The organism is Qipengyuania sp. 902 (assembly GCF_051195295.1).
In the GTDB taxonomy this organism is placed as follows: domain Bacteria; phylum Pseudomonadota; class Alphaproteobacteria; order Sphingomonadales; family Sphingomonadaceae; genus Qipengyuania.
The window spans coordinates 176,824-201,728 of the sequence record NZ_JBNJLJ010000001.1; the positions used below are offsets into that span (position 1 = coordinate 176,824).

The window sequence follows — 24,905 nt, forward strand, 5'->3', positions numbered from 1 at the left end:
GTTCGGGACCGCACCGAACGCCTTTCTCGCCCGCGAGGTGAAAGGTTCAACCTCCATCGCCCGATTTCGCCGCCGATAAAGCTTTTTACTAGCTCGAGATATCGAAACGACTACGCCAGCAGCTGCATGCCGCTGGCGTAGCCTGTAGAATTGACGCAGTCCGATGTGCTCAGACGACCGCGTCGCGCTTGACCGTGATCACCTGCGGGTAGGTAAATTCCTTCAATCCGTCGACGCCGTATTCTGCGCCGAAGCCCGACTGCTTGTGCCCGCCGAAGGGCGAGAAGGGCGACAGGTGCATGAATTCGTTGATCCACACCGTACCGGTTTCGAGCTGCTCGGCGATCTCGACGCCCTTGTCGGTATCCTTGGTCCAGACCGCACCGGCGAGGCCGTATTCCGAATTGTTCGCCCGCTCGATGACTTCGTCGATGCTGTCGAACTTGAGCAGCGGCATGACCGGGCCGAATTGTTCCTCGGCCACGATCCGCGCGTCTTCGGGCGGATTGTCGAGGATGGTGATCGGCACGTAATAGCCGGTGCCCGACGGGTCCTTGTCGCCGCCGGTCAGGAACTTGTAGCCATTGTCCTTGGCGTCCTGAATCAGCTCCAGCACGCGATCGTACTGCTTCTTGTTCTGGATCGGGCCGACGCCAGTCCCCTGCTGCGATCCGTCGCCCACGACCACGCTCTTGGCATATTCGGCGATCGCCTTGCTGAGATCGTCGTAGATGTCCTTGTGGATGTAGACGCGCTTGGCCGCGATGCAGACTTGGCCGGCATTGGAGAAGCTGGACCAGAACAGCTGTTCGGCCACCTTCTCGACATCGGCATCGGGCAGGACGATCGAGGCATCGTTGCCGCCGAGTTCCAGCGTGATCCGCTTGAGGTCGCCCGATGCGCCCTCCATGATCTTCTTGCCGGTCGCGGTGGAGCCGGTGAAGGTGATCTTGTCGATATCCGGGTGCTCGGTGATCATCGGGCCGAGGTGATCCTCGCCGGTGATGATGTTGACGGTCCCTGCCGGAACCACGTCCTTTATCAGCTCGGCAATTCGCAGCGTCGTGAGCGGCGTGAAGGGCGACGGTTTCAGCACTATGGTGCAGCCTGCGACCAGCGCGGGGACGATCTTCTGGATCGCCATCATGACGGGGAAGTTCCACGGCACGATGCCGCCGACCACACCCACGGGCACGCGGCGCGTGCGGCTGAAGCGCTGGTCGTCGTCCTGATTGACGACATCGTCCAGCGTCAGTGTTGACTGTGCTGCGGCGAGGCCCGCGGCGCCGTAGATCTCCTGCTGGGCCTGCGCATGCGGCTTGCCCTGTTCGGTGGTCAGCAGGCGAAACAGCTCGTCGGCATTGTCCTTGATCGCGGCAGCAATGCCATGGACGACTTTCTGGCGCTCTTCCTGCGAGGTCTTGCGCCAGTCCTTGAATGCGCGGCGCGCGGCGGCGACGGCGCGGTCCAGCTCGTCCTTGCCGCAGGCGGGCACCCGGCCGACGACCTGCTCGTTGGCCGGGTTAAGCACATCCAGCCATTCGCCGTTGTCGACCATCTCGCCGTCGATGAGGTTCTTGTAATCGGTCATGGTCTCTCCTCGCAAATTGGGGACTCGTTTCTTTTGCCGATACACTGTCGGGATTCGTTGCTCGTTGCAACGGGTCTTGCGGTGCGGCGGCAAATTGGTGAGAGAGGCCGTGAGAGGAGAATGCGTGCAGACCTTCGTCACCGAAGCAGTCGACTGGCCGGAGAGCGCTCCCGAACTGCGCGCCACGGTTCGCGCGCTGGTGGCCGAGCATGGCGAGCGCGATCCGGTGCGCCGGGCCAATTGCTGGACCAAGGCCGATCCGGACTTCAGCCGCAGGCTCGGTGAGGCAGGGCTGCTCGGCATGACCTGGCCGAAAGAGTATGGTGGCCACGAGCGCAGCCAGCTCGAGCGCTATGTGGTGATCGAGGAATTGCTGGCTGCCGGCGCTCCGGTCGGCGCGCACTGGATTGCGGACCGGCAGAGCGGGCCGCTGCTGCTGCGGCTCGGCAACGACGAGTTGAAGGAGCGCTGGGTGCCCGGCATGGCGCGCGGCGAAGTATTCGCGTGCATCGGTTTGTCCGAACCGAACTCGGGCTCGGACCTCGCCTCCGTCAGGACATCCGCACGACGCGATGGAGACGAGTGGATCATTAACGGGCAGAAGGTCTGGACCACCGGCGCGCACTGGTCGCATTTCATGATCGCGCTGATCCGCTCCGAAGCGGGCTCGGAGCGCCAGCAGGGCCTGTCGCAATTCGTCATTCCGATGGATGCGCCGGGTGTCTCGGTAAAGCCGATCATCGATCTCACCGGTGCGCACGAGTTCAACGAAGTGTTCTTCGAGGATGTGCGCCTGCCCGCCTCCACACTGCTCGGAGAGGAAGGCCAAGGCTGGCGACAGGCAACGGCGGAGCTGTCGCTCGAGCGTTCGGGGCCGGAGCGGTATCTGTCTTCGATGGTGCTGTTCCTGGAACTGGTGCGTCATGCCGAGAAGCACGCCGATCCTGCGACTTGGGATCTCGTCGGCAGGCTGGCGTCGGACGCGTGGACCTTGCGCCTGATGAGCGCATCGGTCGCAGCCAAGCTCGCGCGGGGCGAAGATCCCGCGCTGGAGGCGACCATGGTCAAGGATCTCGGCAATGCCTACGAACAGGCGATCCCCGAGCTGGTGCAAGGCGCCATCGAGATGGACCTGTCCGGCGACGAGGTCTTGGCGAGCGTCACGGCCTATCTGCTACAGGTCGCGCCCAGCTTCTCGTTGCGCGGCGGAACGCGCGAAATCCTCAAGGGCATCATTGCGCGGGGACTAGGACTGAGATGAGCGACACCCGCCGAATGCTGGCCGAAATGGCCGATCCCCTGTTCGCCGAGCTGGGGCCCGCTGCGACCGACAGCGATTGGTCTCGCTTAGACGAGCTCGGTCTCCCATTGCTGCTCGTGTCCGAAGCGGGCGACGGCTTCGGCGGGGACCATGTCGATGCGCTGACCGTCTTCCGCCTCGCCGGCTATCACGCGCTCGGCCTGCCTCTGGTCGACCGAATCGTCGCCAGCCGCGAAGAGGAAGGAACCGAAGCGCATTTCCATCTCGGTGCTTTTGCCCGCGCGGCGCAGATCGCCGGCGCGCTCGATGCGGCATTGGCGATGAGCGTTGCTTACGTGAACGAGCGCCAGCAATTCGGCCGCCCGCTCGGCAAGTTTCAGGTAGTGCAGCAAGAGCTGGCGACATTCGCCTGCGAAGCGGCCGCCGCCAATTGCGCCGCGATGGGCGTGGCCGAAGCGCTCGACCGCGGCGATGCTGCATTCGAGATTGCTGCCGCCAAGCTGCGCGCCAATCGCGCGGCGAGCGAAGGTGCGCGCATTGCCCACCAGGTCCATGGCGCGATCGGCTTCACGCAGGAATATCCGCTCCACGATCTGACAGGCCGCCTTCGCCACTGGCGCAGCGAGTTCGGCGGCGATGCGTATTGGAGCAAGGCGCTTGGCGACAGCGTGATCGCCCGCGGCGCCGACGCTTTCTGGCCGGACCTGACCGCGCGGGCCGACTAGGCCAACGCCAGCACTCCGGTGAGGATGTTGCGCACGAGGTCGACCTGCCCGCGCGCGCCGGTCTTGGCGTAGATCTTCTTCGAATAGTACCGCGCCGTCTCGATGGTCAGGCCGTGTTGTTCCGCCGCTTCGGCGATCGACAGCCCTTGCGATAGCGACCAAGCCAGCCGCGCCTCGGCTGGTGTCAGGTCGAACAGGTCGGCCAATTGCTCGTGCCGGTCCGCGCTGGAGGAGCGGTCGCCGCGAAGGTAGAGCATGGCAACCGCGCGGCTGTCGCCCACGAGTGTGTCGAGATGGACGGGCGATACAAGCACCTCCACCCAGGGATCGCGGCTCAAATTGATGGCGCGAGGGCGAAGGTGCCGATCGGCAGCACATTCGCGTACCAGCGCGGTCAGCTGGCGGTCGAGTTCCGGCGACGAAGGTGTCAGGCGATCATACGGGCCGCGCCGCAATGCCCCGGACCGGGAGAGGAATCTGTCCGCCTGGGGATCGCATTCGACGATGCGGCAGCGTTCGTCCAGCGCGACCCAGCCGAAGTTCATCCGCGCCAGCGCATCCGCGCTCAGCGAGGCCCGTGCTTTTTCGCGCTCCATGCTGGCAAGAACGCGCAAGGCGACGCGGAAATATGGCGCGAGAGCGGTGAGCAGGCGCGAATGCTCGGCATCGATATCGTCTCCTAGCAGCGCCATCCACGCCTCTATCCCTTCTGCCCCCGCCAGCCGGATCACGCGCATGTCCGGCCCGCCCGCCCCCGGCTCACTCAATTCGTCCGCCGAATAAACGCGGCCCTCCCGCAGATCGGCGAGCGGCAGGTCAGCCGATGCCCGCATTTTCCCCTCGACGAGATCGATCTCGTCCCGCGCGCCGGGAATACTCAAGCGGATCATCGCACTGTCGACGCCTGCTACGCGCCTCAGGCGACGCAGGAACGTGCCCCACATCGGCTGCTCGAAAACACCCTCCTGCAAGGGGACAAGCAGTTCGACCTCGCCAATATTCGGAATACGCATGCATGGTATATAATGCCTCCCATTTGGGAGGTCCATCCAATTGCCGGTCCGCTACCCCTCGCCGCCGAAAAGGAGTTCCGATGAGCGACGCGAAGACCCTTACCCATCTCCAGCGCCTCGAGGCCGAAAGCATCCACATCATGCGCGAAGTGGTTGCCGAGGCGGAGAAGCCGGTGATGCTCTATTCGATCGGCAAGGACAGCGCAGTGATGCTGCACCTGGCGAAGAAGGCATTCTATCCCTCGCCCCCGCCCTTCCCGTTGATGCATGTCGACACGACCTGGAAGTTCCAGGACATGTACGCCCTGCGCGAGAAGAGCGCGCAGGATGCAGGCATGGAGCTGATCGTCCATCAGAACCCGGAAGCCAAGGAACGCGGCATCAACCCGTTCGACCATGGCCCGCTGCATACCGATATGTGGAAGACCGAAGGGCTCAAGCAGGCGCTCGACAAATACGGCTTCGACGCGGCCTTCGGCGGCGCCCGCCGCGACGAGGAAAAGAGCCGCGCCAAGGAGCGCATCTTCTCCTTCCGCACCGCCAGCCACGGCTGGGACCCGAAGAACCAGCGCCCCGAGCTGTGGAACCTCTACAACGCGCGCAAGAAGAAGGGCGAGAGCATCCGCGTCTTCCCGCTCTCCAACTGGACCGAACTCGACATCTGGCAGTACATCATGGCCGAGAACATCGAGATCGTGCCGCTCTATTTCAGCGCACCGCGCCCGACCTTCGAATATGAAGGCGGCCTGTTCATGGCCGACGACCTCGACCGGCTGGAAAAAGTCATGGGCTACCGCCCCGAGATCACCGAGAAATCGATCCGTTTCCGCACGCTGGGCTGCTTCCCGCTGACCGGCGCGGTCGAGAGCGAGGCCGCCACGCTGAGCGAGGTGGTGCAGGAAATGCTGCTGACCACTACCAGCGAACGCCAGGGCCGTGTGATCGACAAGGACGCGGGCGACGCGTCGATGGAGAAAAAGAAGCAGGAGGGTTATTTCTGATGACCGAACCCGTGTACCAGACCGACGCCCTCATTGCCGAGGACATCGACGCCTATCTCGAGCAGCACCAGAACAAGTCGATGCTGCGCTTCATCACCTGCGGCAGCGTGGACGATGGCAAGTCGACCCTGATCGGCCGCCTGCTCTACGATTCTAAGATGATCTTCGAGGACCAGCTCGCCAGCCTCGAAGCCGACAGCAAGCGCGTCGGCACGCAGGGGCAGGAGATCGATTTCGCCCTGCTGGTCGATGGCCTCGCCGCCGAGCGCGAACAGGGCATCACGATCGACGTCGCCTATCGCTTTTTCGCGACCGAGAAGCGCAAGTTCATCGTCGCCGATTGCCCGGGTCACGAGCAGTACACGCGCAACATGGTCACCGGCGCCTCGACCGCCGACCTCGCCTGCATCCTGATCGATGCGCGCAAGGGCGTGCTGGTGCAAACCAAGCGCCACAGCTTCCTATGCCATCAGCTCGGCATTAAGAACCTCGTCCTCGCCGTGAACAAGATGGACCTGATCGGTTACGACCAGGCGAAGTTCGATGCGATCGTCGCGGACTATGAAGAGTTCGCCAGGAGCATCGGGATCGAGAGCTTTACCGCCATCCCGATTTCGGGCCTCGCGGGCGACAATATCACCGCGTCGTCGGACAATACGAGCTGGTACGACGGCCCCACGCTGGTCGATCACCTCGAAGCGGTCGAAGTGCGCAGCGCTGCCAATCTGGCCAAGCCGTTCCGCATGCCGGTGCAGTGGGTCAACCGCCCCAACCTCGACTTCCGCGGCTTCAGCGGGCTGATTTCGACCGGCAGTGTCAAGCCGGGCGATACGCTGCGCTCGCTGCCTTCGGGCAAGACGAGCACGGTGAAATCCGTGGTGACGATGTCGGGCGAGCTCGACGAGGCGATTGCCGGCCAGTCGGTCACCATCACACTTGAGGACGAGATCGACTGCTCGCGCGGCGATGTGCTCGCTGCCGCCGACAACCCGCCAGAGGTGGCCGACCAGTTCGAAAGCACCATCGTGTGGATGGACGACGAAGCGCTGGTGGTCGGTCGCGCCTATTGGCTCAAGCTCGGCACGCAGACGGTCAGCGTGACCGTCGCCGAGCCGAAATACGAGATCGACGTCAACACGATGGACCATCTCGCCGCGCAGACGCTGCACCTCAACCAGATCGGCGTGTGCGAGATCACCACCGACAAGCGGATCGTGTTCGATCCCTACGAGGAAAACCGCGCGCTGGGCGGGTTCATCCTGATCGACAAGATCAGCAATCGCACGGTCGGTGCCGGCATGCTGCACTTCAGCCTCCGCCGGAGCCAGAACGTGCACTGGCAGGCGACCGACATCACCCGCGATCATCACGCCGGAATGAAGAACCAGACACCGCGCGTGCTGTGGTTCACCGGCCTGTCCGGCTCGGGCAAGTCGACCATCGCCAACGAGGTGGAGAAGAAGCTGGCGATCATGAATCGCCACACCTTCCTGCTCGATGGCGACAACGTCCGCCACGGACTGAACAAGGACCTGGGTTTCACCGAAAGCGACCGGATCGAGAACATCCGCCGCATCGGCGAGGTCGCCAAGCTGATGACCGATGCGGGGCTGATCGTCTTGACGGCCTTCATCAGTCCGTTCCGCGCAGACCGCCAGCTGGTACGCGACATGATCGACGCGGGCGAGTTCATCGAAATCCACGTCGACACGCCGCTGGAGGTCGCCGAGGCGCGCGATGTGAAGGGGCTCTACAAGAAGGCCCGCGAGGGCAAGCTCAAGAACTTCACCGGCATCGACAGCCCCTACGAGGCACCGGAGGATCCCGAAATCCGGGTCAACACGGTGGAGATGAGCCCGGAAGAGGCGGCCGATTACATCATCGGGAAAATTTTGCCGTTGAAATGAGCTTCCATCCATAAGGCTCGGAGGACCAGCATTAGGTAGTTTACCGGATTTGCTCCCTAGCTGTGATTTGATCTCAAGTGCTCATGGTTCGAGCCATGATCAAGGAAACAGTCGTCATCGGCACCGTTCTGCTCGGTCTGATATTTCATGGGATGGAAGGACGCTTGGCGGCGCAGGAACCGGTTAGACAGATCATCACTTCCATCGGTCTTTTGCAATGTAGATCGGGCCTCACCCGATGGTCCAGTATCGCCACTCTTGCGATGGATCGCCGGACGATTGTCGGTGTTGGGCATTACGCTGCTGTAGATGGCGGCAAGAGAACGTCAGCAATGCGTTCGAACAACTGTGAATTTGTGCTCTATGACAAAAGCGGGAAGGCTTCATTCAAATCAGATGTGATCCTGATGGCACAGGGCGGGCAGGCCGTAGACAGACGCTTTTCCAGGGCGACCGACTGGGCGGTCTTCCATTTGACCAAACCCGCTCCTGTGGAATTCAGCCCGATAGAATTGGGTCGAAAGCAACGAGTGCAAGACGGAGCGCCGGTAAGCCTCTTCGGAATGGATCGACGAAGTGGCGGACCACGCCTCTTGCGACGCACTTGTGCGTCTTCTCCACAGGCATCGGGAGCGGCGGTATTGCATTACGACTGTGATACCGGTCGTGGCTGGAGCGGCGCACCGATCTTGCAGACGCGCGATGGGCATCTTCAGATCATAGGGGTGCACAGCGGCCGAGAGAGAGCGTTTGGTGTCGCTGTGATATTCACTGACCCAATACGGCAGAGACTTCTGAAGAACTCGGCTTATCTAGCCCGGGCTCATAGGCCTGGCTCCGCTGCTGCTCGACAATAGCCCTCCTACCCCAAGCGCGGTGATTGCTGGTGCGAGAAGTGGGGCGAAAGGGAGAATCTCCTCCACGGGGGCAACCCCGCAGCCGGCATCTTCCGCCCACTCAAGCCAGTCCTGCCAAGTGTAGAATTCGCCCGTATCGGCATCGCGGTAGGTCTTGCCAACATAGCGCCAGCTTTGCGGACTGTTGCCGTCATCCAGCCAGCGCGAATATTCCGGCTGGATGCGGGTGCAATTCCAGGTTTCCGGCTCATCGAGCGCGTCATCCTGGTCCGACGGGATCGCCTGATCGCCAACGCTCTGCGCCACTGCGGCACCGCCTGCAGCAAGCGAAATTGCAGAAATGGTCGAGATCAGAAGCTTACGCATTGCGCACCCATTAAGTCGTAAACGCTGCGAACTCTTTACCCTGAAAGCGCTCCGGTGGCAATCAGGCGCCCTCGCCATGCCATTCGGCCATCGCCCCGCCCATCATCACCAGCGTGCGGTCGGCCGCTTCGATGGTTTCCTTGCGGTGGGCGATGATCACGCGGGTGATACCCATGGCGGATATCGCTTCGTTCACTTTGCGCTCGTGGCGGGCGTCGAGATGCGCGGTGCCTTCGTCCATGAAGAGGATCTTCGGCTGGCGATACAGGGCACGCGCCAGGATCACGCGCTGCTTCTGACCACCCGACAGCGTCGATCCCATGTCTCCGATCAGGGTTTCGTACTGCATCGGCATCTGGATGATGTCGTCGTGGATCGAGGCGGCGGTCGCGGCGGAAATGACCCGCTCCATATCGACCTCGTCATCGAACAATGCGATATTGTCGGCCAGCGATCCGGCAAACAGGCTGTCTTCCTGCAGCACCGCGGCCGTCTGCGAATGGAAGCTCTTGTAGCCGAAGCGGTGCAGCGGAATGCCGTCGACCAGCACCTCGCCGCTTTCCGGCTCGACAAGGCCGAGCATGACCTTGAGCAAGGTGGATTTGCCGCCGCCCGAGGGGCCGGTGATCGCTACGTGCTCCCCCTGCTCGATGGTCAGGCTGACGCCCTGCAACACCATCGGGTCGCTCGACGAATAGCGATAGAAGATGTCGCGCATCTCTATCTTGCCCTTCAGCTCGGTCACGGCATCGGTGCCGGGCTGGAAGCTGCGGTCTTCGGGCGAGAGGGCGATGTCCGACAGGCGCTCCAGGTGCAGACCGAGCATCTTGAAGGCGATCGCCTGGTCGATCAGCGCGGCAGACTTGCTGATGAACTGTCCCTTGTAGGCGATATAGGCGAAGACCATGCCGACGCTGAAGCCCGCGCCGTCGATCACGAAGCCGACTGCCAGCCAGATCGTGATGATGTTCTCGATCCCGAAGATAAGCATATTGGCCGTCGACTGCCAGATGCCGATCCGCGCGAGCCGGACATTGGAATTGACCGCATCGGTCAGCCGCGTCTGCCACAGCGCATGGCGCAGCGCCTCGCGGCCGAACAGGCGCAGGGTCACCATGCCGCGGACGGTCTCGATCAGCGTCGACTGTTCCTTGCCCTTGGTAATGATGCTCGCTTCCTGCGCCTCGCGCTGGAAGGAAAAGCTGATCGCGCGCACCAGCGCGTAGAGGCCGAAAGCCACGATCGCGATGAAGGCCAGCATCGGACTGTAATAGAACATCACCGCCAGCGTCAGCAGCGCCATCACCCCGTCGACCAGCGCCGCCACCGCCCCCTGTGTCAGCAGCGACTGGATAGGCGTGATCGACTGGAAGCGCGAAAGAACGTCGCCCGTGTGGCGCTTCTCGAACCATTCCACCGGCAGGCGGAACAGGCGGCGCGCGATATTGGACGCGAGGGAGAAACCGATACTTGTACCTGCGTTCAGCAGCACGAAGGATCGCAACAGGCTGGCCATGACATTGATGACTGTGAACAGGCCGAACCCCAATGCGAGCACCGTCAGCAGATCGTTGTCCAGCGCGGGCAGGGCGCTGTCGATCGCAACCTGCATGTAATAGGGCGAAGCGAGAACGAAGGCCTGCAGCACCAGGCTGAGCAACAGTATCTGCGCGAGCGACCGCTTGAGGCCGGTCATGCTCTGCCAGAGCTGCGATAGATTCAGCCGTTCGCGCAGCGACTTGCGATCGAAATCGCTGCTCGGGCGCAATTCCAGAGCGACGCCGGTAAAATGCTCGGACACCTCCAGCAGCGGCATCCAGCGTGAGCGGCCGTCGGGATTGTGGATCAGGGCCTTGCCGCCCTTCACCGCCTCCAGCACCACATAGTGGTTCATGTCCCAGTGCAGGACCGCCGGCATGTGCAGATTGCCGAGCTCTTCCAGCGGCAGTTTCACGGCGCGCGGGGTCAGGCCGATCTGGTCGGCGAGGTTGATCAACGCCCGCAGCGGAGCACCGCGCAGCGAAGGCGAATAGCGTCGCCGCATGGTGCCGAGATCGATGTCGAGCCCGTGATAGTTGGCGACCATCGTCAGGCTGGCGAGCCCGCACTCCGCCACCTCCGTCTGCCGGACGAGGCGCACGCGGCTGCGGGTGGTGAGGCCGAGGTCGAGTTCCATCCTAGCGGTTCCGCACTGCAAAGAGGGGTTCGAACAGCCACTCGATCAGCGACTGGTTCTCGGTCACGATCCGGGCGGTCAGCGACATTCCCGGCACCAGCTCCTCCATCCGCCCGAAAGCCGATATCTCGCTCGCCGAAAGGTCCACGATTACCGGATAGACCGAAACGACTGCGCCGTTCGGCAGCGCCTGGCTGATCGCGCTGGAAGAGACGGTGCGGATCGTGCCGGTCACCGTACCGAAGCGCTGGTAGGGGAAAGCATCGACTGCCAGCCGCACTTCCTGACCGGGCTCGACGAAGCCGATCGCCTGGCTCGGCACGGCAAGCTCGGCCCTCAATGTCGAGCCTTCAGGCACGATCGCCATGACCGGTGATTGCGGACTGACGAGCTGGCCTGCCCGCATGGTCAGCGCAGTGACCCGACCAGCGACCGGAGCCGTCAGCGCATAGGATCGCGCGCCGGCATTGGAGGCGGCTTGCTGCGCCACCTGCGCCCGCGAGGCCGCGATGCTCGCCGCCTGGCTTTCCGCCTGCGCCGAGATGCCCGCCGCACTATTGGTCAGCTCCGCCAGGGTCGCCCGCCGCGAAGTCAACGATTGCTGGAGCTGCGACAATTGCTGACGACGTGAGAGATACACATCCTCCCGCGCGCGCAGGTCCTGCTGGCTGATGAAGCCGCGTTCCGCCACCCGCCGGGCCCGTTCGAGATCGGCTTCGGCCGAATTGACGAGATCCCGCTGGAGCGCGATTTGCGACTGCAACTGGTCGATTTCGGTACGCAGGCCTGCCGCCTGGACAGAAATCTGGCTGCGCTGGGCCGACGCGGTGCGCTGGGTCGCGGTCAACTGCGCAAGCAGGCTGGCGTCCTGCTGCGCGATGGCCTGTTCGGTCATCGCCAGTGCGGACACGCCGGATGCGCTGTCTTCCTCGGCACGGATCGCGACCAACGTCTCGCCCATGCCGACCAACTGCCCGTCCTCCACCAGCATTTCGGTGATGACACCGCGGCGGTTGGGCACGATCGATGCGACACCCTTGTCCGGCACGATTGTGCCGGTGACGGTCTCTACCCGCGCGTAGCTCGCCAGCGAGAGGAAGATCAGCGCCGCCGCGAGGCTGCCGAAGATGAGATAGCCGATCAGCTGCCATTTGACCGGGACGGCAATGGCCACTTCGCCCGACAGGCGATCCTTCTTCTGTTGCAGAGCTTCCGTGCGGAAGAGCTGTGTCATCGACCCGAATTCCCCCCCGCGCCTGTATGCCGGTGCGCCTACTGTCGATCAGTATGCCGCCCTGCTGATTTCAGCAACGAACGACTGCGGGCAACAGTGCGAATGTACTATGCCGCGATCCGCATGCGGGCACGAAGCAAGCGGCGGCGACCGTTTTCTATCGCCAACCGATAGTCGTCATGTGCTATGGTCAGCGGCCCCTACCGATGCATGATTGCGGGAGTTTGAAGTCGTGAGAGTGCAACGCAGACCGATGGACAATAGACCGGCCAGAATGATGGTGGCGGATGACCATCCGATTTTCCGCGAAGGGATCAGCTCGATCCTGAAGAAGCTCGACCCCGATGCGAAGATCGACCAGGCGGGCACCTACGAGGAAATGCTGGAGACGGCCGAAGCCGGATACAGCCCGAACCTCTTCCTGCTGGACCTGCGGTTTCCGGGGATGGATATCGAAACGGCGGTCCCCCAGTTGCGGCGCAAGTTCCCGCTGGCATCGATCGTCGTCATCTCGATGGCGGACGACAAGCGATCGACCGACAATGTGATGGCCTGCGGTGTCGACGGCTTCATCAGCAAGGCCGCCACACAGGACCAGATCCGTGACGGTATTGCCGCGGTGATGGAGGGGGAGTTCGTCAACGTCAGCGTCGGGAGCGGTCTGGCGCAAGCCGCTTCGGTATCGCAGTTCTCGCGCCTGACACCGCGTCAGATGGATGTGTTGCGCGGCATCGCCGATGGCCATTCCAACAAGCAGATCGCCAAGGACCTCGGCATATCGCCCTTCACGGTACGCATTCACGTTTCGGCGCTGCTCCGCGAATTGCGCGTGGAGACCCGCACGGCAGCAGCGGCCATGGCGATGAAATACGGGGTGCATTGAACTGCCGAAAGCATCGGTTCGCGCAGCCGTATCCCGCCTCGTGCAATAGAAAGGGCCGCCCACGAGCGGCACCTTTTTGGCTAGATTATTTCTGTTTAACTTTGCATGGGAGAGCGCCAGGGCGGCATCCAGTTGAGGATGTCTTCCGGGCCTGGGGGTGGTGGCGTGACGACCGACGTATCGGTCTCGTCATTGCCGCCGACAACGAGTTCGACCTCGTCTTCGATCAAAATTTCACCAGCCGTCTTATTCATCGCGTCCTCCTGATTGCGAATCTGATCTCCTTTGATAACAGCAGCATGGATTGCGCTTGCCTAGCTTGCACTAGTGAATTTGCACTAGTTGCGGTATTATCTGCGCCCGTCGCCTGCTTTCATGGACATCAGTGCGGATCGCAATTCGGCTGCACGTAAGGGCTTGGTCAGAACCAGTCCCGGGAAGTTCGGCAATTCCTCTTTGATCTGATCTGGATGGCGCCCCGAAAGGATTGCAATCCTCGTGCCGTTCGAGCGTATCAGCTCCAATACCGCAACATGATCGGCTAGGGTCTCGCCATCGCCGAAGTCGAAATCGGTAAGAAGAACGGCCTCAGTCACGTCGCCTGTCGCAGGTTTGAAGGTCGTGCGTACATCGCAACCCCATTGGCTCAGCACCTTTACAGTCGCCTCGACCGATTCCGGATCGTCATCCGCAATACGAACCGACAATCCTTCGAGAGGAAGGCCTTGGCTGGATTTGGGCGTAGCAAGCTCGGGCAAGGCATCGGTCACCTTGAGGCCGCTGATAATCGCCGACGTACCCTTTCCTTCTTCCGATTTAATCGTGAACTTCAAGTCGAGTAGCGAAGCGAGGCGATTGACGATCGAAAGGCCAAGCCCCTTGTTGTCGCTCCGCATCAGCGAATTGCTTCCGCCACGATAAAATTCCTTTTTGACGAGCGCGAGATCGGATTGCGAAATACCCCTGCCGGTATCGACGACGTGTATCGCCATCCGCCCGCGCACCCGCCGACAGCCGACGACGATCCGCCCGCCGCGCGAATATTTGATCGCGTTCGATACCAGGTTTTGCAGCATGGTGCCGATCAGCGCCCGGTCGGTCAGCACCGTGACATCGCAGGGGACGAACCTGATCTCGACCCCTGCCTGCTCGGCCGCCAGCGAGTTCTGACCATCGATCTTGGCCAGCAGCTCGTTCATCGAAACGGCCTCGATGTCCGGTTGCAAGGCACCGCTTTCGATAGCGGCGATATCGAGCAGGACCCGGAACATCCTGCTCGCGTTGTCGACGGACCACGAGATCTTGGCGACCATATCGCCTTGTTGCGCTGAAAGCCGTGTCTGCTCGAGCCGGTCGGCCAGCAAGCCGATCGCATGGATCGGCTGGCGCAGATCATGGCTGGCCTGGGCCAGGAAGCGCGATTTGGATTCCGCCGCCTCGCGATAGGCACGCGCCGCGTGGCCGCTTTTTTGCCACAGCCGCCCGATCATCAGCACAGCCAGGAAAACGACAGCGGCCGAACTTTCCAGATAGATCAACCGCGCTTCGAGGATCGTCGGTGCCACGACCAGGCAAACGATGCTGGCGAACAGCACGGTGCGCCCGACCGCCGGGGTCAGGAACAGCCAGGCGGCAGCACCACACAGCGCGACTAGAAAAGCAGGGAGCCAGTCGATGTAAACCGGCGGGCCGTCGAGAAGGGTCTGAGCCGCCAGTAGGGTGATAATTGGCTTCGGTGTATAGAAATCGTGTGGTGTCGCCACATAATCGCGTCTGGCATCGGTAACGAGGCCGATTACTACCGTTCGCCCTGCAAGAGTGGGCCGAAAATCTTCACCCTTCAAAACGGAACCTGCACTTATCACCGGCACCGTTTCCGGATCGTAGCTGACGTCTATATTGAAGATGTTCTCCCCCGGCCGGCTGCCATTTGCCAGCAGGTTCGCCACCGAGGGGTAGACGCCGGTCGCAGCGCTGGCGGTATAGACCGTCCAGACAGGAGCGGGCGAGAACGTCGCCTTGATCGGCATTACAGCCGGAATGGTTGCGGGACCCGGCAAGGCCTCTCCGGCTAGGGCGACTTTGGAATACTCGACATCCGGCGGTGGCAAGGAACTGGTGGTCAATTCCTGCCGGTCGTCGGTCGGCAGACTGGTTTCCCAGATGGGAGCGGCCGTAAAGCGGGCCAGCGCCTGCGCAAGCGCGCCCGTCCGCTGCGTTTCTCCCGGATCGAGATACTGGTTTTCCACCACCACCCGCGCAGGCTTTGCGGCCGCGATCCGATCGAGGAGCGCCGCGAGTTGTTGCGGCGTCCATTCGCCCTCCGGAGAGGCAGCAATGGTCGCGTCGTCTATTGCGACGACGACCCCATCCCCATCGTAGGGCTTCTGGTTGATATGTGCGGATACGATGCTCTGCATCCAGTCGTAGGGAGCAAATAGCTGCAAAGGTGCGATCAGGGCGAAAAGAGCCGCGACGGTTGCAAAGAACACCTTCTCGCGGCGCGACGAAATGCGCAACAGGGATGTTTTGGCCGAACCTGATGCCATTTTCCGCCTCGACCCCCTGCTTGCCAACCGGGTGTGACCCGATCGTCCACCGCATGGTTGTCTATCCTCGGCCTCAATGCCGCAAATAGTGCCATTGCACTAGTCGGGCCGCCAAAGCCTGGCGATCTGCAGGCTCGAGCGTGAGGCGCGAGCCGCGAGGCGGACGAATGAGAGATGGGTAAAGTGGTGCCGCTTACGTGACTCGAACACGTGACCCCATCATTACGAATGATGTGCTCTACCAACTGAGCTAAAGCGGCACATTCCCGCCTGCGGGAAGTGGAGGCCCGAGCCGGAATCGAACCGGCGTGCAAGGATTTGCAGTCCTCTGCGTAACCACTCCGCCATCGGGCCTCGCCCTTGCCTCTCGGCACGGGAAGCGGCGCACTAGCGATTCTGCGCGGGCTTGGCAATCGCCGCGTGACACCCTTACGTAACGTCACTCTGGACGCGCGCGCGCTCAGCCGCAATGACAGCGCGCATGAGCCTTGCCAATCTTATCGACCCCATCACTGCCGAAGGCGGCGCCACCCGTTTTAGCGGCCTCGACAACTGGATGCAGGGGCGCACGCTCTATGGCGGCGCGTCTGCGCTGATCGCGTATCTCGCCGCCGTGCGCGCCTTTCCCGACCTCCCGCCGCTTCGCGCCGGACAGGTGGCGTTCGTCGCACCGACCGGGCCGGAGGTCGAACTGCGGCGCGAGATCGTGCGCCAGGGCCGCAACGTGGCGCAGGTGCGCAGCGAGATCTGGTGCGAGGGCAAATGCACCCTCACCGCTTTCTGGCTGTTCGGTACCGCGCGCGAGCCTAATGCCGTGCATCCCGCCGCCCCGGTCGAGAACTGGCCCGGCGCGCCGGAGGAGCAAGAGCCGGCGATGAAGGGCAAGGGCCCGGCCTTCATCCAGAACAATTTCGAGATCCTGCGCGCGCAGAAGATGCGCGGGCCGGGCGATCCGGTGGTGCGCCGCTGGGCGCGGCTGACGGAGCGCGAGGGCCTCGATCCCGTCAGCGAGCTGATCCTGCTCGGCGATGTCCTGCCGCCCGGCGCGATGCGGGCGATGGAGCGGCAGGGCCCGATCAGCTCGATCAACTGGTCATTCAACTTGCTCGACACCGAACCGACGACCCGCGACGGCTGGTGGCTGAGCGAGAATGCCAGCCAGCATGCCGATGCCGGCTATTCCAGCGAGCGGCTGCGGCTGTGGAACGCGGATGGCAAACAGGTGCTGGACGGGATGCAGTGCGTGGCGGTGTTCGGATAGGGCGACACTGCGGCGACAAAGGCGACACTCTGTCGCCCGCTCATGATAGGCGCTAAACCGCTGTTACAAAAGGAAGTTTTCCGTTCTTGGAAAAGCGGCATTGCAAGGGCCGCCCCCGCCCCCGCACCTTACTTACCGTTCGCCTTTTTCGCTTTCTTGAGGGCCTTGCATTCGGCATCGGCGTTCGACCGCCATTCTGGCGGCCCCTGCTCTACCCGGTCGGCCAGCGCGGCGAGATCGCCGGTTTCAAAGGCGGCTTCGGGCAGGAAGTCGTATTTCGGCTTGCGCACGAGTTCGCGCCGCATGGCGAGCAGCGACAAGGTCAGCCGCTCGTCGTATTTGCGCGAGGTGCCGATCAACTCGCCATTGTAGAAATGCGGAACCTCGACGCCGTTGAGCGCGCGATCGAGCGCTGCCTCGGCCAGTGCATCGAAGCGCGAGGCGAAGGCCGCCTCCCACGCCCGGTCGAATGGCGTCCCGCGTAGCCGCGCGCGCAGCTTGTAGGCCGACTGCCGCCCCATCCCCACAGCCCTCGCCGCGGCAGAGACATTATGCGTCGCCCCAAGCTCGCGCAGGAACGCGGCCTGTCTGGCAGGCGTCCAGCCATCGTGGCGCTCGGATGGGGAGGGAGCGGCGGGGGACCCATCGAGGGTTGCAGGGAGCGTCTCGGCAGCGGAATCGCCGGCGGGCGCGAACGAAGAGGGGTGCGGTTGGTTCGTCATCCACGAGGTTAAGACAAATTCGGCGCGAGTAGGAAAGACATCTTTCGCCAACTATTTGGGAAAGACGAAAACATGCACGGTCATGTCGGCGTCATAGAGCGCGCTGATCTTCCGAACCATTTGCGACAGACAGTGAAAGCCAAACCCGACGCCAACACAAAGGATGCGCACGCCCAAACAACCGTTTGCGCCAATGAGTCGGCGAAGAACGGCAAGATCGCCAGAACAACATTCGTGGTGACATGGAGGACAAACAGAAAGGCAATACCACCCCACAGGCGTTTGTCGGCGAAAAGCACGTAATATTTGCCGAAAACGAAATGAAGCAAGAGTCGCGCTGCTCCGATCACGATGAAGATCGCGACGAGCAGGCCGGCGTTCATCATTTCGCCGCTTTCTGCGAGGCCATCCCTGACCCTGAAGAACTGCTGCACATTTTCGATAAGTGCGATGTACAGCGCGACGATGAAGGCGCTGGCACCAAGCTTATAGCGTCTGCGCATTCTGCTCAGACCGAAGTATCGCAACGAGTCCTCGATCGAAACCGTCACGATTTTGGACAGAACGATGCCGACGATGGCCAGCGTATTGGAGTGATTGAAAATCGGTGGGAAGACCTTGCCGATTATAACCGTTGCGATAGTGACCCAGAAGCCGATCAGCACTGTCCAGCCGAACCCTTCGAGATAGAGTCTGAAGTCACTCATACGGCGCAGAGTACCGCCTCGATCTGAAATAGCGAGCGAGGCGTAAAACCCCGCTCGCATTTGCTATCCGCAAGGTCAGCGTCCGGCCTGCGTGGTACCGATTTCCTGCTGACGCGCACCTTCCTGCGCGGCATAATCCGAATTCAGTTCAACGTTCACTGTGCCGAGGTCGATGCTGAATTCGACACCGAAAAAGCTCCACGAACAACAGCTCACGCTGGCATCTCCGGTGCCTTTTTCGTAGCTGACCTGACCTCCGCAAATTACAGTCATTTCAGCTTCGTCAAGTTCGCAGATCATTGCTACTGCCATCAACTCACTCCTTATTTTGTTAGAACAAATCCTCACGAATTAGAGGATCTGTCCTGGTTTGGTCGATGACAGCGCGATTCCTTTCAATTCGACATGAGAGCTAACCTGTATGTGCTAATGCTTTGACAGTAGTCCGCCTGGCTGTCGCAGGAGACAGCGATTGCGGCCCCACCGCGTCAGGTCACGCAAACTTCGGCGCGCGTTTCTGCATCTCCGCCATCACCGCCTCGATCTGGTTGGGCTTGCGGATGATGCCGGCCTGCTCCTCGCTCTCGGCCATCAGTATCGCGTCTTCGCCCTCCTCGTGCATCACCTTGAACAGGCGCTTGGCGCCGCGGATGGCGGCGGGGTTCTTGTTGGCGATGGTTTCGGCCAGCGCGGTGGCGCGGGCGAGGGGATCGTCCTCCACCATGGTAGCGAAACCTAGGTCCAGCGCTTCCGCGCCGGTGAATTCGCGATTCGTGTAGGTAAGCTCGCGCAGCACATCGTCACGCACCAGACCGCGCCACAGGGCATAGCCGCCCATGTCGGGCACCAGGCCCCATTTCATTTCCATCACCGCCATACGCGTGTCGGGATGGACCACGCGGATGTCCGCGCCGCTGGCGATCTGCAGCCCGCCGCCGAAGCATACGCCGTGCACCGCGGCGATCACCGGCACGGGGCACTTGCGCCAGGTCATCGCGACCTCCTGTGCCTGGTTGGCATTGCCGTGGGTGCGCTCGGTCAGCGGCGTGCGATCGACATCGGGTGCGGCGTTGAAGTTCGACAGGTCGAGCCCGGCGCAAAACGCTCGCCCTTCGCCCGAGAGCACCACGACGCGCAGGCCCTCCATCTCGCGCAGCGCCTCACCCGCCTCGATGATGCTGGCGAACTGCGCCTGGTCGAGCGCGTTCATCTTGTCGCCGCGGGTGAAGCGCACCTGCGCCACGCCATTGTCGCCAAGCTCGATCGAAACGCGGTCGTTGGGCTGCATGATGGATCCTTTGTGCAAGTCGTCGGGTGAAGGCGAACACCGTTGCCGATCGCAACCGGTCTGTCCAGCACCCCGGTAGGCCAGCGCCTCAGCGTGGGTGGTCGGAGAGGAATTTCTTGATGTTGCGCGCGGCCTGCCGGATGCGCTGTTCGTTCTCGACCATGGCGATACGGACACAGCCCTCCCCCTCCTCGCCGAAACCGACTCCGGCCGCCACGGCAACTCCGGCCTCCTGCAGCAGCTGTTTCGAGAACTCGAGGCTGCCCATGTGCTCGAAACCCGGCGGAAGCTTAGCCCAGGTAAACATGCTGGCGGGGGGATTGGGGATCGCCCAGCCTGCCCGCGTGAAGCTCTCGACCATCACGTCGCGCCGGTGCTGGTAGCGGGCGCGGTTCTGCTCGACCACGTCCTGCGGGCCGTTGAGCGCCGCACAGGCCGCGGCCTGCACCGGGGTGAAGGCGCCATAGTCGAGGTAGCTCTTCACCCGCGTCAGCGCGGCGATGAGCGTGGGATTACCGACGCAAAAGCCGATCCGCCAGCCGGCCATGGAGAAGGTCTTGGACATGGAGGTGAACTCCACCGCCACATCCTTCGCGCCCGGCACTTCGAGGATCGAGCGGGTCGGCTTGCCATCGTAATAGAGTTCCGAATAGGCGAGGTCGGACAGCACCCAGACCTCGTTGCGCTTCGCCCATGCGACCAGCCGCTCGTAGAAATCGAGATCGACCGTTTCGGCCGTGGGATTGCTGGGATAATTGACCACCAAGACCGTCGGGCGCGGGACGGTGTAAGCCATCGCATTGTCCAGCGCTTTCCAGTAATTCTCGTCCGGCGTGGTCGGCACGCTGCGGATCGTGGCGCCAGCGATCATGAAGCCATAGGTATGGATCGGATAGGCCGGGCTCGGCGCCAGGATCACGTCGCCCGGCGCGCTGATAGCAGTGGCCATGGACGAAAGGCCTTCCTTGGAGCCCATGGTGACCACCACCTCGCGTTCAGGGTCCAGCTCCACCCCGAAGCGGCGCTGGTAGTAATTCGCCTGAGCGCGGCGCAGGCCCGGAATGCCCTTCGACTGCGAATAGCCATGCGCGTCGGCTTTGGCTGCGACCTCGCACAATTTGTCGATGACATGCTGCGGCGGCGGCTGGTCGGGATTGCCCATGCCGAGGTCGATGATGTCGCGCCCCGCCTGCCGCGCCGCATGCCGCATCGCGTTGACTTCCGCGATGACATAGGGGGGCATGCGCTTGATGCGGTAGAATTCTTCGGACATTCCGGCTCCGTAAGGCGTTACACGAGTCACACTGATTACCTATTCACGGTGCAGGTGCAATCGGCCTAGGTGCATGCGGGCACGCAATATCCTATGGCCAGCACAATCCGCGCTTGCCACCCTCAGGAGCGACAATGACCGAGACCGGCCCCGATCCCTTCACCAACATGTACGAAGCCCCGGCCAAGCTGGCGCGGATGATGTTTGCGCCGTTCCAGGGCGCGATGGCGGGCGGCATGATGGGCGATACGCCGATGAAGCCGGAAGACGCGCAGCACTGGGCCGAGGTCGGCACGAAGCTGCAGACCATGTGGATGCAGTATCAGGCCGAACAGCTGGCCAATCCGCAGGCCATGGCACCCTATTTCGATCCCACGCGCTGGCAGAGCCTCGCGCAGGACTGGTTCCGCCAGATGCCGATCGCCGATCCGGCGCAGCAACAACAGCTGATGCAGGAAGGCATGCAGCTCTGGCAGCAGGTGCTGGGGCAATACGGATTGGGCGAAATGGCCGGCATCCCGGCGGACGATCCCGAGATGCCGCTGAAGGATCGCCGCTTCGCCGATCCCAAGTGGCGCGCGCATCCCGCCTTTGCGCTGATCCACCAGACCTATCTGTTCCTCGCCCAGCGCGTATCCGACATGGTCGACCAGATGGAGGGGCTGAGCGAGGACAAGCGCGAGCAGCTGCGCTTCACCACCAAGGCCATCACCGAAGCTGCCAGCCCGGCGAATTTCCCGCTGCTCAATCCTGTGGTGATGGAGCGCACGCTGGAAAGCCGCGGCGACAATCTGGTCAAGGGCATGGAGCACCTGCTCAACGATCTCAGGCGCGGCCAGTTGTCCCATACCGATGCCAGCGCCTTCACCTTGGGTGAGAACATCGCCGTGACGCCGGGCAAGGTGGTCCACGAAACGCCTCTCTACCAGCTGATCCAGTATTCGCCCTCCACCGATGAAGTGTTGGCGACGCCGCTGGTGATCTTCCCGCCGTGGATCAACCGCTTCTACATCCTCGACCTCAATGCGAAGAAGAGCTTCGTCAAATGGGCGGTCGACCAGGGCGTGACCGTGTTCATGGTCAGCTGGAAATCGGCCGATGCCAGCATGAAGGATGTGATCTGGGACGATTACGTCCGCGCCCAGATCGATGCGATCGACCATATTCGCGAGCGGCTGGACGTGCCGGCCGTCCATACGATCGGTTATTGCGTTGCCGGGACCACGCTGGCCGCGACGCTGTCGCTGCTGCACCGCCGCGGCGAACAAAGAAAGGTGAAGAGCGCGACCTTCTTCACCGCGCAGGTCGATTTCGAGAAGGCGGGCGAGCTGCTCAACTTCGTCGACGACCAGCAGCTCGGCATGGTCAAGGCGATGAGTGCGGACGGCTATCTCGACGGGCGCTACATGGCGGCGACCTTCAACCTGCTGCGCGGCACCGATCTGATCTGGAATTATGTCGTCAACAACTACCTGCTGGGAGAGGACTATCCGGCCTTCGACCTGCTGCACTGGAACGGCGACGTAACCAATCTGCCGGCGAAGTGGCACGCCCAGTATCTGCGCGATCTCTACAAGGACAACAAGCTCGTCGAACCGGGTGCGCTCAGCGTCGACAATACGCCGATCGATCTCGGCATCGTGGAGACGCCGACCTATGTGCAGGCGGGCAAGGAAGACCACATCGCCCCGGCCGAAAGCGTCTGGAAGATCACCGACCACTTCAAGGGACCGATCAAGTTCGTGCTGGCAGGGAGCGGCCATATCGCGGGCGTGGTCAATCCGCCGGATGCGGGCAAATACCAATACTGGCTCAACGACGGGGAGCCCCGTAGCTTGGCCGAGTTCCGTGAAGGCGCGGTCGAGCATCCGGGCAGCTGGTGGCCCGACTGGATCGACTGGCTGCGCGAGCAGGACGGCGAAACCGTGCCCGCCGAGGGCAAGCGCAAGCCGGGCTGCAAGGGCGACAAAGTGATCGAAGATGCACCGGGACGCTACGTCGCCATGCGCTAACTTACTGATATAACGACCTATCGCGCTTTATTGTGCACTGCACAAAAACCGCTTGACTTCGCACCTGCGATGCCTATTTTGTGCACTGCAACAAAAGCGAGGTTCCCATGGCTGACAGCCAGAGCAAAATCGATGCCGCCGCCGAGAAGGCTTTCGCCGAGGCTGCGGAAAAGAAGACCGCCGACGCCGCCAAGGCGAGCGTGAACGCGAAGACCGTCGAGAAGGCTGTCGAAGCGGACGCGACCGCTCCGGTGAAGACCGACAAGGTCGCCGAAGCCGTTGCCGCGCCTGCCAGGACGGCAGCGCCGAAGAAGGCCCCGGCCAAGAAGGTCGCCGCCAACAAGGCTGCACCGAAAAAGGCCAAGCCGAAGAAGGCTGCCGCCAAGACCGTCGCGAAGAAGAAGGCCCCGGCCAAGACACCGGTCGCCGCGAAGAAGACTATCGCCGCTCGCAAGAAAGCGGCCACCACCAACACCACCCCGATTTCCAAGCTGAAGGAAAATATCATGGCCACTGCCAAGAACGCCAAGACCACCGACTACACCGCCAAGGCCAAGGAAGTTGCTGCCGACATGCAGACCCGCGCCAAGGCTGCCTACGACAAGGGCACCGAGCTGACCAAGGACACCGTCGAATTCCAGAAGGGCAATTTCGAAGCTCTCGTGGAAAGCGGCAAGATCCTCGCTTCGGGCATGCAGGACATGGGCCGCACCTATGTCGAGGAAGCGAAGACCGCTGCCGAGACCGTCCAGGCCGACGTCAAGAAGATGGCTGCCGTAAAGTCGCCGACCGAGCTGTTCCAGCTGCAGGGCGAAATCATGCGCCGCAACTTCGACGCGATGGTTTCGACCACCTCGAAGAACACCGAAGCCATGCTGAAGCTCGCCAACGAAGCTTTCGCACCGGTTTCGAACCGCATGAGCCTCGCCGCCGAAAAGGTCCGCAACGCCGCCTAAGCGAAATTACCAGCTTCAATCCGCCGGGCACTCTCTCCTCTCTCCCCGCCCGGTGATTGGACACCCGGGCCGGATGGCATCGCGCCATTCGGCCCATTTTTTTCGCTTCATCGATTTTCGACCGTGGGGCGCAGCATTTCAGCGTTTTCTTAACCCGAAACATGGTGTGAAACGCTCGTCCGCCTTGCGATTTGGCAAAGCGTTACGATAATGGGCCTGCAATGATAGATCGCCTTCCTCCCTTTCCCGCCCGCGCCGCCGATGGCGACGACGACGATGCGAAGGACGGAGAAGGCCAGGTCGGCATCGCCACCAAGACGCGGACCAAGCCCAAGAAGCCCAGCCAGTACAAGGTGCTGCTGCTGAACGACGATTACACCCCGATGGAGTTCGTGGTGATCGTGCTCAAGCGCTTCTTCCGCATGGACATGGAAGAGGCGACGCGGGTGATGCTGCACGTCCACCAGAAGGGCGTCGGCGTGTGCGGCATCTTCCCTTACGAAGTGGCCGAAACCAAGGTGAACCAGGTGATGGATTTCGCCCGCCAGAACCAGCATCCGCTGCAATGTACGCTGGAAAAGGCCTGACGCGATTTCGCTCTTCGGCCATCCGGAGCCCGATCCGCCCGGCCCCGGGCAGGAAAGCGTCTGGGACTATCCCCGCCCCGCCATTGCCGAGCCCACAAACCGCCACACAGTCATCCGCCACCGCGGCGTAACGCTGGCTGATACGCGCGACGCTTGGCGGACGCTCGAGACGAGCCACCCGCCGACCTATTACATCCCGCAGGCCGACATCGCGATGGACCACCTGTCGCCCAATGGCCGTCGTTCGCTGTGCGAGTGGAAGGGGCAGGCCGGCTACTGGGATGTCGAGATCGCAGGCGAGCGGATCGAGGCGGCGGGATGGTCCTACCCCGATCCCACTCTGAGCTTTTCCGGCATCGCGGGACATGTCGCCTTCTACCCCGAGCCCTTTGACGAGGTACTGGTCGATGGCGAGCAGGTCGTGCCGCAACCAGGCGGCTTCTACGGCGGGTGGATCACCAGCAAGGAAGCTGGTCCGTTCAAGGGCATCCCCGGCAGCCGGTTCTGGTAATTTCATCGATCGACCAAGAGACATG

At 62.4% G+C, this 24,905-nt stretch carries 23 protein-coding genes and 2 tRNA genes; 10 read left to right on the top strand and 15 right to left on the bottom strand.

Annotated features, from left to right (window positions below; translation table 11 throughout):
- Window positions 1-169: 169 nt before the first annotated feature.
- The gene (locus tag ACSH0F_RS00830) at window positions 170-1,591 is read right to left on the bottom strand and encodes an aldehyde dehydrogenase family protein (RefSeq protein ID WP_435198993.1); all 1,422 of its coding nucleotides are present in this window, start codon (window positions 1,589-1,591) and stop codon (window positions 170-172) included.
- Window positions 1,592-1,715: 124 nt separating this feature from the next.
- Between ACSH0F_RS00830 and ACSH0F_RS00835 the strand changes: the two genes are divergently transcribed.
- Entirely contained in the window at window positions 1,716-2,852 is a 1,137-nt protein-coding gene (locus ACSH0F_RS00835; protein ID WP_435198995.1) for an acyl-CoA dehydrogenase family protein, read from the top strand.
- Complete coding sequence (locus ACSH0F_RS00840; RefSeq protein WP_435198997.1) at window positions 2,849-3,577, top strand: acyl-CoA dehydrogenase family protein; 729 nt, start codon at window positions 2,849-2,851, stop codon at window positions 3,575-3,577. Before ACSH0F_RS00835 ends, ACSH0F_RS00840 begins: the two co-directional genes overlap by 4 nt.
- Here ACSH0F_RS00840 and ACSH0F_RS00845 read toward each other — a convergent pair.
- Entirely contained in the window at window positions 3,574-4,590 is a 1,017-nt protein-coding gene (locus ACSH0F_RS00845) for a helix-turn-helix transcriptional regulator (RefSeq protein ID WP_435198999.1), read from the bottom strand. The genes ACSH0F_RS00840 and ACSH0F_RS00845 overlap by 4 nt on opposite strands.
- A gap of 2 nt (window positions 4,591-4,592) precedes the next feature.
- On the opposite strand from ACSH0F_RS00845, the gene cysD reads away from it, so the two are divergent.
- Both cysD and cysN read left to right on the top strand, forming a co-directional pair.
- Window positions 4,593-5,591, top strand: coding sequence for a sulfate adenylyltransferase subunit CysD (gene cysD, locus ACSH0F_RS00850; RefSeq protein WP_435199001.1), 999 nt, complete (start codon window positions 4,593-4,595; stop codon window positions 5,589-5,591).
- Window positions 5,591-7,498, top strand: a complete 1,908-nt coding sequence (gene cysN / locus ACSH0F_RS00855; RefSeq protein ID WP_435199003.1) for a sulfate adenylyltransferase subunit CysN — start codon at window positions 5,591-5,593, stop codon at window positions 7,496-7,498. Before cysD ends, cysN begins: the two co-directional genes overlap by 1 nt.
- A 56-nt stretch (window positions 7,499-7,554) precedes the next feature.
- Here the strand turns inward: cysN and ACSH0F_RS00860 are convergent, their stop codons facing one another.
- From ACSH0F_RS00860 to ACSH0F_RS00875, 4 genes are all read right to left on the bottom strand, one after another.
- A complete protein-coding gene (locus tag ACSH0F_RS00860; RefSeq protein WP_435199005.1) occupies window positions 7,555-7,794 on the bottom strand; it encodes a hypothetical protein in 240 nt (79 codons plus the stop codon).
- Between the two features lie 516 nt (window positions 7,795-8,310).
- A complete protein-coding gene (locus ACSH0F_RS00865) occupies window positions 8,311-8,721 on the bottom strand; it encodes a hypothetical protein (RefSeq protein WP_435199007.1) in 411 nt (136 codons plus the stop codon).
- 61 nt (window positions 8,722-8,782) lie between these two features.
- A complete protein-coding gene (locus tag ACSH0F_RS00870; protein ID WP_435199009.1) occupies window positions 8,783-10,897 on the bottom strand; it encodes a peptidase domain-containing ABC transporter in 2,115 nt (704 codons plus the stop codon).
- 1 nt (window position 10,898) lies between these two features.
- Window positions 10,899-12,131 carry an HlyD family efflux transporter periplasmic adaptor subunit gene (locus ACSH0F_RS00875; protein ID WP_435199011.1) on the bottom strand — a complete coding sequence of 411 codons (1,233 nt, stop codon included), beginning with the start codon at window positions 12,129-12,131 and terminating at the stop codon, window positions 10,899-10,901.
- 253 nt (window positions 12,132-12,384) lie between these two features.
- Here ACSH0F_RS00875 and ACSH0F_RS00880 point away from each other — a divergent pair, with 253 nt between their 5' ends.
- A complete protein-coding gene (locus ACSH0F_RS00880) occupies window positions 12,385-13,014 on the top strand; it encodes a LuxR C-terminal-related transcriptional regulator (RefSeq protein WP_435199013.1) in 630 nt (209 codons plus the stop codon).
- A gap of 95 nt (window positions 13,015-13,109) precedes the next feature.
- On the opposite strand, the gene ACSH0F_RS00885 is transcribed toward ACSH0F_RS00880, so the two are convergent.
- The 4 genes from ACSH0F_RS00885 to ACSH0F_RS00900 all read right to left on the bottom strand — a co-directional run bounded on the left by ACSH0F_RS00885 (window position 13,110) and on the right by ACSH0F_RS00900 (window position 15,917).
- Complete coding sequence (locus ACSH0F_RS00885) at window positions 13,110-13,268, bottom strand: hypothetical protein (protein ID WP_435199015.1); 159 nt, start codon at window positions 13,266-13,268, stop codon at window positions 13,110-13,112.
- 96 nt (window positions 13,269-13,364) lie between these two features.
- Window positions 13,365-15,563, bottom strand: a complete 2,199-nt coding sequence (locus ACSH0F_RS00890) for an ATP-binding protein (RefSeq protein ID WP_435199017.1) — start codon at window positions 15,561-15,563, stop codon at window positions 13,365-13,367.
- 184 nt (window positions 15,564-15,747) lie between these two features.
- A tRNA-Thr gene (locus ACSH0F_RS00895) sits at window positions 15,748-15,823 on the bottom strand.
- A gap of 20 nt (window positions 15,824-15,843) precedes the next feature.
- Window positions 15,844-15,917, bottom strand: a tRNA-Cys gene (locus ACSH0F_RS00900).
- Window positions 15,918-16,044: 127 nt separating this feature from the next.
- Here ACSH0F_RS00900 and ACSH0F_RS00905 point away from each other — a divergent pair.
- Window positions 16,045-16,824, top strand: a complete 780-nt coding sequence (locus tag ACSH0F_RS00905; protein ID WP_435199019.1) for an acyl-CoA thioesterase — start codon at window positions 16,045-16,047, stop codon at window positions 16,822-16,824.
- 128 nt (window positions 16,825-16,952) lie between these two features.
- Here ACSH0F_RS00905 and ACSH0F_RS00910 read toward each other — a convergent pair whose 3' ends face one another.
- From ACSH0F_RS00910 to ACSH0F_RS00930, 5 genes are all read right to left on the bottom strand, one after another.
- Entirely contained in the window at window positions 16,953-17,546 is a 594-nt protein-coding gene (locus tag ACSH0F_RS00910) for a hypothetical protein (protein ID WP_435199021.1), read from the bottom strand.
- 80 nt (window positions 17,547-17,626) lie between these two features.
- Window positions 17,627-18,253, bottom strand: a complete 627-nt coding sequence (locus ACSH0F_RS00915) for a hypothetical protein (RefSeq protein ID WP_435199023.1) — start codon at window positions 18,251-18,253, stop codon at window positions 17,627-17,629.
- Between the two features lie 75 nt (window positions 18,254-18,328).
- Complete coding sequence (locus ACSH0F_RS00920) at window positions 18,329-18,565, bottom strand: hypothetical protein (protein WP_435199025.1); 237 nt, start codon at window positions 18,563-18,565, stop codon at window positions 18,329-18,331.
- A 181-nt stretch (window positions 18,566-18,746) separates the two neighbouring features.
- On the bottom strand, window positions 18,747-19,541 hold the full coding sequence (locus tag ACSH0F_RS00925) for a crotonase/enoyl-CoA hydratase family protein (protein ID WP_435199027.1): 795 nt from the start codon (window positions 19,539-19,541) through the stop codon (window positions 18,747-18,749).
- Window positions 19,542-19,629: 88 nt separating this feature from the next.
- On the bottom strand, window positions 19,630-20,814 hold the full coding sequence (locus tag ACSH0F_RS00930; RefSeq protein WP_435199029.1) for an LL-diaminopimelate aminotransferase: 1,185 nt from the start codon (window positions 20,812-20,814) through the stop codon (window positions 19,630-19,632).
- A 134-nt stretch (window positions 20,815-20,948) separates the two neighbouring features.
- On the opposite strand from ACSH0F_RS00930, the gene ACSH0F_RS00935 reads away from it, so the two are divergent.
- The 4 genes from ACSH0F_RS00935 to ACSH0F_RS00950 all read left to right on the top strand — a co-directional run bounded on the left by ACSH0F_RS00935 (window position 20,949) and on the right by ACSH0F_RS00950 (window position 24,880).
- Window positions 20,949-22,826 (top strand): PHA/PHB synthase family protein, encoded by a 1,878-nt coding sequence (locus ACSH0F_RS00935; protein ID WP_435199031.1) that lies wholly within the window; start codon window positions 20,949-20,951, stop codon window positions 22,824-22,826.
- Window positions 22,827-22,933: 107 nt separating this feature from the next.
- On the top strand, window positions 22,934-23,782 hold the full coding sequence (locus ACSH0F_RS00940; RefSeq protein ID WP_435199033.1) for a phasin family protein: 849 nt from the start codon (window positions 22,934-22,936) through the stop codon (window positions 23,780-23,782).
- Between the two features lie 221 nt (window positions 23,783-24,003).
- Complete coding sequence (gene clpS / locus ACSH0F_RS00945) at window positions 24,004-24,369, top strand: ATP-dependent Clp protease adapter ClpS (RefSeq protein ID WP_435199035.1); 366 nt, start codon at window positions 24,004-24,006, stop codon at window positions 24,367-24,369.
- A 4-nt stretch (window positions 24,370-24,373) separates the two neighbouring features.
- Complete coding sequence (locus ACSH0F_RS00950; RefSeq protein ID WP_435200499.1) at window positions 24,374-24,880, top strand: DUF427 domain-containing protein; 507 nt, start codon at window positions 24,374-24,376, stop codon at window positions 24,878-24,880.
- Window positions 24,881-24,905 lie beyond the last annotated feature (25 nt).